This window comes from Pseudomonas sihuiensis (assembly GCF_900106015.1).
GTDB classification, from domain to species: domain Bacteria; phylum Pseudomonadota; class Gammaproteobacteria; order Pseudomonadales; family Pseudomonadaceae; genus Aquipseudomonas; species Aquipseudomonas sihuiensis.
The window spans coordinates 2712276-2724614 of sequence record NZ_LT629797.1 but is presented as its reverse complement, the minus strand read 5'-3'; the positions used below and the strand labels follow the sequence as shown (position 1 = coordinate 2724614).

General features: G+C 57.5%; 6 protein-coding genes and 2 pseudogenes. 4 read left to right on the top strand and 4 right to left on the bottom strand.

Going from position 1 to position 12339, the window contains the following annotated elements; genetic code table 11:
- Window positions 1-68 precede the first annotated feature (68 nt).
- Window positions 69-980, bottom strand: coding sequence for a LysR substrate-binding domain-containing protein (locus BLT86_RS12815; protein WP_092377160.1), 912 nt, complete (start codon window positions 978-980; stop codon window positions 69-71).
- A 145-nt stretch (window positions 981-1125) separates the two neighbouring features.
- Here BLT86_RS12815 and amaB point away from each other — a divergent pair, with 145 nt between their 5' ends.
- The 3 genes from amaB (at window position 1126) to amaA (ending at window position 5648) form a co-directional block, all read left to right on the top strand.
- On the top strand, window positions 1126-2616 hold the full coding sequence (gene amaB, locus BLT86_RS12810) for an L-piperidine-6-carboxylate dehydrogenase (RefSeq protein ID WP_092377157.1): 1491 nt from the start codon (window positions 1126-1128) through the stop codon (window positions 2614-2616).
- Between the two features lie 262 nt (window positions 2617-2878).
- Window positions 2879-4279: a Na+/H+ antiporter NhaC gene (gene nhaC / locus BLT86_RS12805; RefSeq protein WP_230925739.1), complete on the top strand. Its 1401-nt coding sequence runs from the start codon at window positions 2879-2881 to the stop codon at window positions 4277-4279.
- Between the two features lie 82 nt (window positions 4280-4361).
- Entirely contained in the window at window positions 4362-5648 is a 1287-nt protein-coding gene (gene amaA / locus BLT86_RS12800; protein ID WP_092377154.1) for an L-pipecolate oxidase, read from the top strand.
- A gap of 284 nt (window positions 5649-5932) precedes the next feature.
- Here the strand turns inward: amaA and BLT86_RS12795 are convergent.
- A pseudogene (locus BLT86_RS12795) lies at window positions 5933-6202 on the bottom strand (hypothetical protein); the annotation flags it as partial.
- A gap of 4 nt (window positions 6203-6206) precedes the next feature.
- On the opposite strand from BLT86_RS12795, the pseudogene BLT86_RS12790 reads away from it, so the two are divergent.
- A pseudogene (locus BLT86_RS12790) lies at window positions 6207-6728 on the top strand (LysR substrate-binding domain-containing protein); the annotation flags it as partial.
- Between the two features lie 452 nt (window positions 6729-7180).
- Here the strand turns inward: BLT86_RS12790 and BLT86_RS12785 are convergent.
- A complete protein-coding gene (locus BLT86_RS12785) occupies window positions 7181-8611 on the bottom strand; it encodes an IS1182 family transposase (RefSeq protein WP_023108662.1) in 1431 nt (476 codons plus the stop codon).
- Between the two features lie 113 nt (window positions 8612-8724).
- Entirely contained in the window at window positions 8725-12075 is a 3351-nt protein-coding gene (locus tag BLT86_RS12780; RefSeq protein WP_231976597.1) for a VPA1262 family protein, read from the bottom strand.
- Window positions 12076-12339: the final 264 nt, after the last annotated feature.

Sequence of the window (12339 nt, the reverse complement as noted above, 5' to 3'; positions counted from 1 at the left end):
CCTTCTATGAAAACGAGGAAGGCCGAGGCTGCACAAACGAAAAAAAATTACCGGGTCATTCCAAAGATTCAGGAACTAGCATGCCCCTGCCGGCTATGCGCCTTGTCCAGTATCCAATCGACAAAGCTTCTGACCTTGGGAATATCGATCGACTGCTCGGCATAGGCCAGGTAATGCGAGCCTTCGCTGGGCTTGTGATGAACCCAGGGAATCACCAGCTTGGCGTCGTCCAGTTCGTCCTCGACCAGAAAACGCGGCACCAGGGCGATGCCGCATCCCGCGCGGGCAGCACGGATGCACATGTAGAAGGTGTCGAAACGCGGCCCATGATAGCTGTGCTCGGTGTCGATGCCTTGTTCCTCGAACCATTCGTGCCAGGCCTCGGGGCGCGACGTGCACTGCAGCAGGACGAACTCGGCCAGCTCTGTGGCGCCTCGTAGCGCACGCCCCTGCAACACGTCCGGCGAGCACACTGGCACCACCTCCTCGCCGAAAAGTTCGATGCAGGTAGCCCCCGGCCAGGAACCCTGGCCGTAGAAGAAGGCTACGTCCGCCTTGGCCTGCACCAGATCGAAAGGCTCCAGCTCGCTCCTGATATCGAGGTGGATATTGGGGTGGTGCTTGGAGAAGCCCTTGAGGTTGCTGATCAGCCAGCGCGCGCCAAAGGTCGGTTGGGTGGCCACCCGCAGCACCTCGGTTTCGCCACCGTAGGAGAGGATGTAGCGGCTGGAGATGTCCACCTGGGTAAGGATCTTGTTGACCTCGGCCAGGTACAGTTCGCCTGCCGGGGTCAGCTGCAGGCGCCGACGTACGCGATGGAACAGCAGGTGCTGGAGCATGTCCTCGAGTTGGGCGACCTGTTTGCTCACCGCGCTCTGAGTCAGGAACAGCTCTTCGGCGGCGCGGGTGAAGCTCATATGACGGGCGGCGGCCTCGAAGCACTGCAGGGCGGTCATGGTGGGCAGCAGGCGCTTGGGCATGTTGGTCTCACGGGCAGGTGAATGGTGAGTTCATTCTGCTGGGGAATGATGTGGTGCGTAAAGGTCGTTTGTTGGCCTGCGCAAATCGGTTCGATACTGACCCTCGTCAATGAACCCCAGTGCTCAGCGGATGTAGGAGAACAATATGGTTGGCGAGCTGCTCAACACCCTCGGCGTGCAAGCCCACGCGTACCAAGGCGGCGATCATGCCGTGCACAGTCCCATCGACGGCAGGCTGATCGCCTCGATCAGCCTGGAAAGCGCCGACGTCGTACCGGCCAAGGTGGATGCGGCGCATCAGGCCTACCTTAGTTGGCGCAACGTCCCAGCCCCGCGTCGTGGTGAGCTGGTGCGCCTATTCGGCGAAGTGCTGCGCGAATACAAGACTCAGCTCGGCGAGTTGGTGTCGATCGAAGCCGGCAAAATCACCCAGGAAGGCCTGGGCGAAGTGCAGGAGATGATCGATATCTGCGACTTCGCCGTCGGCCTGTCGCGCCAGCTGTACGGCCTGACCATCGCATCCGAGCGCCCGGGCCACCATATGCGCGAGTCCTGGCACCCGCTGGGCGTGGTCGGGGTGATCAGTGCATTCAACTTCCCGGTCGCGGTCTGGGCTTGGAACACCACGCTAGCGCTGGTGTGTGGCAACTCCGTGATCTGGAAACCGTCTGAAAAGACCCCGTTGACCGCGCTGGCCTGTCAGGCGCTGTTCGACAAGGCGCTGGCGCGTTTCGGCGATGCACCGGCGAATCTCAGCCAGCTGATCGTCGGCGATGCCAAGGCCGGCGAGGCGTTGGTGGATGATGCGCGCGTACCGCTGGTCAGTGCCACCGGCAGCACCCGCATGGGTCGTGCAGTCGGCCCGCGCGTCGCCGCGCGCTTCGCCCGCAGCATCCTCGAGCTGGGCGGTAACAACGCGATGATCCTCACCCCTAGCGCTGACCTCGACCTGGCTGTGCGCGGCATCCTGTTTTCCGCGGTGGGCACCGCCGGCCAGCGCTGCACCACGCTGCGCCGCCTGATCGTGCACCGTTCGGTGAAAGACGAAGTGCTGGCCCGGGTCAAGGCCGCCTATGCCAAGGTGCGCATCGGCGACCCGCGTGCCGGCAACCTGATCGGCCCGCTGATCGATAAACAGGCCTTCGATGCCATGCAGGACGCCCTGGTGCGTGCGCGCGACGAGGGTGGCGCGGTGTTCGGTGGCGAGCGTCGCCTGCAGGAGCAGTACCCCAACGCCTACTACGTCGCCCCAGCGATCGTCGAGATGCCAGCGCAGAGCGAAGTGGTGCGTCACGAGACCTTCGCGCCGATTCTCTACGTTCTTGCCTACGACGATTTCGAGCAGGCGCTGGCACTGAACAACGAAGTGCCACAGGGTCTGTCGTCCTGCATCTTCACCACCGATGTGCGCGAGGCCGAGCGTTTCCAGAGCGCCTCGGGCAGCGACTGCGGCATCGCCAACGTCAACATCGGCACCAGCGGTGCGGAGATCGGCGGGGCGTTCGGCGGCGAGAAGGAAACCGGCGGCGGCCGCGAGTCCGGCTCCGATTCATGGAAGGCCTACATGCGCCGTCAGACCAACACCATCAACTATTCCCGCGAGCTGCCCCTGGCTCAGGGGATCGTCTTCGACTGACCAAGCGTTAGCCATGTCGGCCAGGTTCGGCATGGCGTTCCCACATCGACACGGAGAATCAGTAGTCGTCAACCCTTATAAGGCGGTCTTTGCCCGTAGGCATCATGGGTAGCAAAGGCCGTGAATGCAGAGCAATAACAACAAGAGAGGCTCGCCATGAGTGCTACACCCCATTTTGCTTACTGCCCCCGTAAATCAGAGGAGTTTTACCTTGGACGCTCATAAAGAAGTGACCAGGGAGGCACCGTCCTTTGCTGTGGCAGTGGCTCCCCTCGTAATTACCGCCATCTTGCTGATGGTCCAGTTCTTCGTCTTCGAGGATTTCACCCCCCATGTGCCGCTTGCCTTTGGTGTGCTGGTGTGCGGACTGTTTGCGGTATTCCGGGGTACACCTTGGTTCAGCATCGAGGCGTCGATGTTCAAGGTGGTGCAGATCGGCATTCCGGCCATCTTCATCCTGATGTGTATCGGCATGCTGATAGGCTCGTGGATCGCCTCCGGCACCGTGCCGACGCTGCTCTACTACGGCTTCAGCTACCTGTCCGGCGGCAGCTTCCTGGTGATGACCTGCCTGCTCTGCTCGCTGATCTCGCTGATGACCGGTACCTCCTGGGGCACGGTCGGCACCGTCGGCCTGGCACTGATGGGCGTCGGCGAAGGCCTCGGCGTACCGGCCTACCTGACTGGCGGGGCAATCGTTTCCGGCGCTTTCTTCGGTGACAAGATGTCGCCGCTGTCGGAAACCACCAACCTGACCCCGGCCGTGTGCGGCACCGACCTGTGGAGCCACATCAAGAGCATGCTGGCCACCACCGTGCCGGCCATGCTGATTTCCCTGGTGCTGTACGCCTGGATCGGGGCCAGCTTCGCCGACAATGCGGTGGATGCCAGCAGCATCGAACTGATGCGTGCCGGCGTCGAGCAGCACTACAAGATCGGCCTGCTGACCCTGTTACCGCCGCTGGTGGTGATCATCCTGGCCATGCGCAAGGCACCGGCGCTGCCGGTGATGTTCGCCGGGGTAGTGCTGGCCGTGGCCGTGGCGGTGTTCTATCAGGGCGTCGGCATCAAGGAGATGACCAACATCCTGCAGAACGGATTCGTCAGCCAGACCGGGATCGAGTCGGTGGACAAGCTGCTGTCCAAGGGCGGCATCATGTCAATGACCTGGGTGATTACCCTGACCCTGATCGCGCTGGCCTTCGTCGGCGCCCTGGAGGCCCATGGCACCCTCGACGCCATCCGCAAGAAACTCGATCAGGTTATCAAGGGTCGCTTCGGCCTGGTGCTCAGCAGCCATGCCAGCGTGCTGGGTGTCGGCACCCTGGTTGGCGATGTTTACACCTCGCTGGTGCTCCCAGGACAACTGCTCAAGGACAAGTACGCGGCCATGGGTTACAAGCCGACCGTGCTATCGCGCAGCATCGAGGATTGCGGCACTCTGTGCTCGCCGCTGATTCCGTGGAACATGGGCGGCGCTTTCGTCTCCTCGTCCCTCGGTGTGCCGACGCTGCTGTACGCCCCGGTGGCCTTTGCCTGCTGGCTGTCGCCCGTGATCGGCCTGATCTGGGCCGCCACCGGCCTGTTCATGCCGCGTGTCGAACCCGCAGCCGTCGAGGCTGAGATCGACGAAGCCTACCCGGCTGCTGCCGTGCAGCGCTGAACGGGTCACACCCTCCCCCGGCGTGCCGGGGGATTTTCTCTTTACCGCGCTAACTGATGTGGATGTTGAAGAGGTATATGACATGACGGTTTTTCATCAACAGTGCCTCTGGGAAAAGGCCACGCCTGTGCGCATCGACGTCGTGGCGCTGAAGGGCGTGGTTAAGGCCGACGTGTGCGTCATCGGCGGTGGCATCACCGGCCTCAGCGCCGCGCTACGCCTGCTCGAACAGGGCAAGACAGTGTGCCTGCTGGAGGCCCATGAGGTCGGCCACGGCGGCTCAGGGCGCAATGTGGGTCTAGTCAACGCCGGCACCTGGATTAAGCCTGATGACGTCGTCGCGGTGCTCGGCCAGAAGCAGGGCGAGCGGCTCAATAGCGCGCTCGGCCAGGCGCCGGCCGAGGTTTTCGCGCAGATCCGCCGCTACGGCATCGACTGTCAGGCACGTAACCAAGGTAGCCTGCACATGGCCCACAACGACGCCGGTCTTGACGACCTGCGTGCCCGCGAGGCGCAGTGGCAAAGGAGGGGAGCTGATGTCGAACTGCTTACCGGCGCCGTCTGTATCGATCATTGCGGTACCGACAAGGTCACTGGCGCGCTGCTCGACCGCCGTGCCGGCGTCATTAACCCAATGGCCTACACTGTCGGCCTGGCGCAGGCCTTGCAACGCCTAGGCGGCGCGTTGTACCAGCATTCGCCTGTCAGCCAACTGCAGCGGCAGGGCGGTGACTGGCTAGTGCGCACCGAGAATGGCGAAGTCCGCGCCAGCCAAGTGGTAATCTCTACTGGTGCCTACACCGAAGGTGAGTGGACCGAGCAGCGTCGTAGTTTTTTCCGTGGCTACTACTACCAGGTGGCCTCAGTACCTCTGAGTGGCGCGGCGGCTGACGATATTCTCAGGCACGGCCAGGGCTCTTGGGACACCCGTACGGTACTCAGCAGCATCCGCCGTGATGCCGAAGGTCGCCTGCTGCTGGGCAGCCTGGGCAAGGCGAGCAACAAGCCTGACTGGTTTATCCGGCGCTGGGCCGACCGCATCCAGCAGCACTACTTCCCTGCATTGGGTCGCGTGGAGTGGCAGATGCACTGGACCGGCTGCATTGACTTCACGCCGGATCACCTGATGCGCGTATTCCAGCCAGCGGCTGGCCTGGTGGCTGTGGCTGGCTATAACGGTCGGGGCAATACTACCGGAACGATAATTGGTAGGGCATTAGCAGACTTCCTGCTTACGGATAATTCCGAATCGCTTCCGCTGCCTTTCGAGCCGTTTCAGAAAGTATCGATGCCGGCGTTGCGCAGTTACTTTTACGAGACGGGTTTTTCTCTCTATCACGCCGGGCAGTGTTTGAAAGTGGTGCTTTGAGCTGCTTGCTAGACTCGTGCCTGCTTCAGTCATCAGTACAGACTTGGTCGGATGACCGAGCTCAGGCGCCACGCAAGACGGAAATTTGTAGATCTGATCGATCGATTAGATCGAACGTTGTTGTACAAGGCTCTACATATGACCTAACGAGCTCGACCTTTAGGGGCCGTACTTCTTGGTTTGATGGAGCGTATTGATGTAATGCGTCCTACCTGTCAAAAACCGGCGCCCAGTAGGGCGCTCGGATACGTTGGCTGAGGCTACCGCCTTAAAAGAGCAGTAGCTCAGCTATCCCCGGCAGGATCTACAATCGGTACACTGAGATCGTAGACATCAAGCATTGAAGCGTCGCGATGTCCACTCGCTTCCTGCTTTTCTGCCCGGTTGCCAGCAGTGTCCGTAATTCCTCGTCTTTTGAAGTCATGAAGGCCGAAGCGCTGCTCGGTAGTCATTATTCCGTTCTCAAGAGCCTGGTGCACCAGACGCTGCCAGGCGGTATCCAAACTCGACTTCTGTAGTGCGCCTCCGTGGGCTGCCACGATAATTCTGCGCTGTACCCCCATCGAGGCAGTCAGGCTGCATTCGGACAGCATGGCGGTATGCGAACAGATGCTGACTCATGGTCAGGTGCAATTCTTGCTCTGTCACCGCCATCCTGAGGTCCCCCCCCGTTTACCCCTGGATCAGTTCGTCAGCAAGAAAATCGGTGAAGACATTCTGTTGCCTCTTGCGGGCACATCCGCTGAATTCGGATCGTCTCCGGCATCCCTTCCCTATCTCGCTTACACAGACGAGTCGGGGCTAGGTCGAATTGTTTCTCACCGTCTTCAGGGCAGGGCTGACTACCTTCACTTAAAGCCTCTCTTCAGCAGCCACCTGGCAGCCGTGCTGATGTCGATGGCCTTGGAAAATAAAGGTATAGCCTGGCTACCCAAAAGCCTCAGTGAGCAAGAGGTGGTCGACTTAAGGCTCAGTCGGACCCTGGACGAGAGCTGGGATATACCTTTGGAAATTCATCTGACACGGCCGATTGCCCCGTTAAGTCCGTTCGCAGAAGCCTTTTGGGCAAACCTATACTAGCGGGTAGCCTCTTAAAGATCACAAACTCGGCCTGTATTGACTGGTCTTAACGTCAATGAGTCATTAGCGAAAGACCGCTACTGACTAATTCTGTTGAAAAAGTCGGCTGCTGAGAGAGCGGCTTAACGACAGCGCAAAAAAACGCTCGATTTCGGCGTTGCTCCGTAAAAATCAACGCAGCTCTGTCTTATGAACGCACCAGACGTCGCTCACGCTCTTTCATGGGGAAAAATCGCGACGGGACTTTTTCAACAGAATCGACCGATACCAGATTCTTACTACGTCCACTTCCGGCACAGAGTGTGTAAAAACTCTTTCTTATCGTGCGTGCTTCAGCCCATTGCTCCTGGGCGTGGCGACTTCCCGATTATTTACCAGGATCAGCGCCGGTAACGCTTCAGAGCGCGTATGAAGCGCTTTGGCACCTCTTTGGGGCAGTAAAAGCCGGGCTTTTACGCCGCCATCGCCTTCAACAAGCCTTCGGTGCCGATGATTTTCATCACCCGCTTCAAGTTATAGGCGAGCACATTCAAGCTCATTTCTGCGCTCACCCCGTTCAGTTTTCGAGTCAGGAAGTGCGTTGCCCCCATCCATTGTTTGAGCGTCCCGAATGGATGCTCAACAGTCCGCTTTCGAACCCGCATCATCTCCGGTGCTTGGTTCAGCCGGCGTTGCATTTCCTCCAGCACAGCTTCATGTTCCCAGCGCCTTACTCGACGATTTGTGCTTGGCGTGCACTGGGTTTTCAGCGTGCAACTCTGGCACTTTGAACTCCAGTAGCAGTGCATATTCATGCCTTTCTCAACGCTGGAGAATCGCCAGATCAGTGCCTCTCCCGCCGGGCAGGTGTATTCGTTTTTCGTCGAGTCATACACGAAGGCATCTTTGTTGAATCGGCCATCAGCCTTGGCGCTTGAAGTCATTGGCTTAGGCACGTAGGCCGTGATGTTTGCGTCGTGACAGGCAAGGATTTCTTCACCCTTGAAGTAGCCTCGGTCAGCCACCACGGACAGCGTTTCTGCGCCGACAGCTTCACGAGCCTGCTTCGCCATTGAACTGAGTTGGTCACGGTCTGAACCGCTGTTGGTGACCTCATGAGCAACTATTAAATGGTGCTGCGTATCGACAGCCGTCTGCACGTTGTAGCCAACGATACCGCTGCCGCGCGTCATCATCGAACGGGCATCCGGGTCGGTCAGCGAAACCTGTTTGTCAGGGGAATCGTTGAGCTGAGTTTCGATCCCCTCAAGCTCTTTCATCTGCGATTTGAGCTTGGCGATTTTATCTTCCAGGCTGGCAATGTCTGGCGCGGAGGCGCTAGGAATCTGTCGATCAGCCGCATCGAGCGCAGCCAAATAACGGCTGATGCTCGCCTCGATTTCTTCCATGCGCCGCTTCAGTTTGGCGCTGGTGAAATTGCGGTCACGGTTGTTCACTGCCTTGAATTTGCTGCCGTCGATGGCAACCAGGTTTTCGTCAAACAACCCCAACTGCTGGCAGAGCAAAACGAACTGGCGGCAGACGCCGCGAATGGCCTTGCTGTTGTCTTTTCGGAAGTTGGCGATGGTCTTGAAATCGGGCGTCAAGCGCCCGGTCAGCCACATCAGTTCAACGTTGCGCTGAGCTTCTCGCTCAAGACGGCGACTCGATTGGATGCGGTTCAGGTAGCCGTAGATATAGATCTTTAGCAGGACAGCGGGATGGTAAGCAGGTCTGCCGGTTTCGGCTGGAATGACGCCATCAAAACCTAGCTTGGCCAAGTCGAGTTCATCGACGAAAACGTCAACCACCCGAACCGGATTGGTATCGCTGACGTAGTCGTCGAGGCTTTCGGGAAGTAAGGTGCTTTGACCTCGGTGTTCACCCTGGATAAACCGTTTCATGGGCATCCCTTGCGATGAGACTCTTGGAAATTATAGCAAGGGTTTACCGGGGGCGTTTTTACACACTCTGGGCCAGAAGCGGACAGCCTGATTACAGGTAATCCTCCCGTTTCTTACTTGGCACTTGAGGCTAAAAGTTCCTCCACTTGATCAAGGAACAAAGCAAGATTGCCGTCGCCGGCCCCCCCCGACCGCCATTCGTCCATCGGTCTAACCATCGCTAACTCGCGGGTGCCCAACGACAGTCGTTCAAGTTCGTTATCAGTAATACCGCGCTCACGCAAGTAGTACTCACTCCAACGGGCAAAGGTCAGTATCCACATCGATACCACTAAAGCATCGTGCCATCTTGTCCAATCGGAAGTGCTAGCGAGAGGCTGCCGCACGATCCGTTGCTGCCGCCTCAAGATGTTCCACATCTCTTTCAGACAGCCCTGCTGCTGCTCGTGGCCGCTATAAGCAAAGAGAAAAGCAGCTGTGTTGGTCATCTGGCCCTCACGTGAAAGCTCAAATAGCCTTGACTGATTTTTAAGCTTTGGCTCCAGTAAACTCGTCAGTTCCTGAACCCAGATACCGCAGGCATCGTCGGTATTGGCGCGATCATTTTGCAGCAAGGGGAAAATTACATCCTGAGGGAGCCACGGCTCGGCCCAAGTTAGGTGCCGCATATGTCCGCGCATGGAGTCAACTATATGCCTTAGTTCTTTTCCAGAGATGTTCGCTGCCAGTACCCCATCGAGCGCCGCGATTAGGCCTTTGTATATCTCACCTCTATCTCGTCTCCCGGCCGCGTGGCAAATCATCCAGCCTAGAGCTCGCACCTGTTCGTCGTAAGGAAAATCGGACACCAACTGCAGTACGCTGTCGAGCCCCCCAGAGTTTTCCAACTTCATCTCAATTGCGTTAAGTCCCATCCATTGCAGCAGACCGCTACTGCTATGGACGAGCCGACGCTGTTGTGCCTCACTGATTTGGAACTGCAGTGACAGTGCAATTTCGTTGATGACCTGGCTTAAGAGGGACAGTCTCACTGCATCAGACTCTTGCGGCTCCATCGGTACGTCGACCATCTGCGTCTCGACAATTTCCAGCAGAGCGTCTGAGGCATACCGCCAAAGAAATTTAATGGTGAAATACTCTGCCCAGGTTAGAGCTGCATACTTTGTTGCATGAAAAAAGTGGTGTGGTTGATAAGAGCCGCGTAGAAAGGTCTCAATCGGCTCCTGAAAGAACCGAGTGTCTGCCACAGCCAATTCCTCATCCACCCGCTCATGCGTTCGGTTGAACGATGAATTAAGGAACTGTACCAAGCGCTCCAGAATGCCGCGCTCGGATTCGAGTTCATGAAAGTGGCTGTTCTCAGTGCGTGAATGTGCAAGCAACTCGCCGAGCACCTCCCAAGTTGCTGTGAAGCTTTCTAAATCGTCAGCTTGCCGATGCAGGCAATTACGCAGGCTTTCCGTCTCAGGCAGGGCGAGCGAGTTCCCCTTGAGTATGTTCAGTGTCACCATCCGTTCCCTCAACGGATCGCCACTCAACCCTTGTAGTGATGGTTCTCCGGCCCATACGCTGAGTACGTCACCTGCCTGAGGCTTTTCTAAGAAGCGCAGTGGTTCATAACGGCGCGGTGCCAATGGCAACGCTGAGGAGTCGAATAGAATCCGCATGGAAGGATTCCCGGTTTCGCCCTCAGACAGTACGGTCTCCGCTTCCCGTAACAGTACGGACTTGTATTGTTCAACCTGCAGCAGGACATCCGCTGGAATTGGAGTAACCAGTAAGGGGTAGTTTTCGGCGGCGTTCTGAAATGAGTTGGATAGATTGAAGCCCGCGACCGGTAGCCCATCTGATCCCATGACTAAAATGTAGCGGTCATGCAGCCGGCCTTCCTTAAGCCCGTAGATACGTAGCTTGACGCGCGCCATGAGATGGCGGTTCTGTTCGCAGTTTGCCAGCAAGTTATTAACACCTTCCTGGCCTGTCTTATCGGACTTACGACGTAGGGGTTTATCTTCCTTGACGGGCTTTGGAAGGGATCTGAAGACGATGCAGTCAGTCTGCTGTGCTGCACAGATCAATACCAATCCCAAACCGGCGGAGTCGAAATACGGATCGAAGATAATCACCTGATGCCGCTGGTATTTGGTTAGCAGCGTCTTGAACCACTCTACAAACTGCAGCCGTCCCTCGCCACTGCCTTGGCTAAAACGTTGGAAAAAACGCCCCTCTGACTTAGGTGGATGGAGCCGCGTAAACAAAGATGCGAGGTCGCGGTTAGCCGGGACCCAAGGATCCGCCTCGCGTCCGCCTACACGGCTGGCGATATCCATATTTCCGCGGCTGATCGTCAGGGCAGCTTTCACCCGGGGTGACGTGGCGGGGCGAGTAGTTCTTTCTAGCCAATCGAACTTGACTGGGTTGGCTCCTTGACCCACCGCATGCCCCTGAAAATGAATCTCTCTAACGTATCCGGTTCCCCATCGGCAACACAGCGTGCTCCCGCGAAGAGGGTCATCATGAAAGCCGAAAACCTCTAGCTCTGTGCCGTCGACCCTGGCATGCAACTGGTCGCCCAGAACGAACTTGCACTCAAATATTCCTTCTGCATCACGTTCCGCAGTGATGATATTTGAGTAGACAATTTGGTCGCCGTTCGTGACTTTCAGGTGGAATTGGAAGCTTTTGAAGTGCGGTATCTGAGTCGGATTGAAGCGGGCAATCAAGGCACGAGGTGTATCAACCCAGGTCACGCTCAGTAAGCACCGCTCTAGGTCGTCCAGCGCAGGAAAAACTAGCAGCTCAAGATCGCCAAACCTGACGGTATCAGCCCCTCCAAAGTCGAGGCCTGTATCTGCGCTCAGGTGATTAACTACTAATTCGGTCAAGGCGACATCGTAACCCTGCCCCAGATAAAACAGCGCCCCCTTGTCTCTCTGAGAGATCGATGCACTGAAAGCGCCAGAGCCACCGTGAGGGCTGGAGAGTGAATGGCGGTCATGCGCATCTCTATTGAGCAAATAGGCTACGGGTCGATAAACCAGATTATCTGCAGCGAGTGTGGTCGTGCCGAACCGCGCTTTTAATTGGTCCGCTAGCCCAATATTCAGGTTTTCGCTGATTGTTGAGATGGAGTGGCCGACGCTTAGTTGTCGTAAAAGCTCCGCACAGTGGACGCTGCTTACGTACAGGTTGAGCCGGACAACCTGAGCCTGGAACAACCCGAAGTCCTGAAATTTATTGTCGTCGCTGTATGACCAGCTATTACTGGAGTAACTGTAGGGGAGCAAGCGGCCGTAGACGATGCGATTTTCGATCTGTTGCTCGGACCTGATCTGCAAGATCCACAGCTGCAAGGCGCAGTGGCGAGCATCCGTTGAAAACAGCCGCGCCAGCCGATCATCGTTGAGCAGGTCATCTAGCGTAGGAGCCATTGATTCCTTTCGAGTATCTTTCCGTATTCTCATGTGAACTCCAACGCTGGAATAAGCCACCTTGAGGGAGACTTATCGACGTCCGCGAGCATTGAGCTCAATCCCGCATGTTTGTAGAGGCCGCGCACATATCAGATGACTCACAGATTGTCGGCGCGGAGACTCAAAGCTGAGTCGTGCCAACAGTATACTGTTGGCCTCAGGTCGGCACCGGCTATAAGTAGATGTCCGCTTCTGGCCGATAGCTGCCTGTCACCATCGTCCGCTACCGGCCGACTCTGTTGAAAAAGTAGCTGT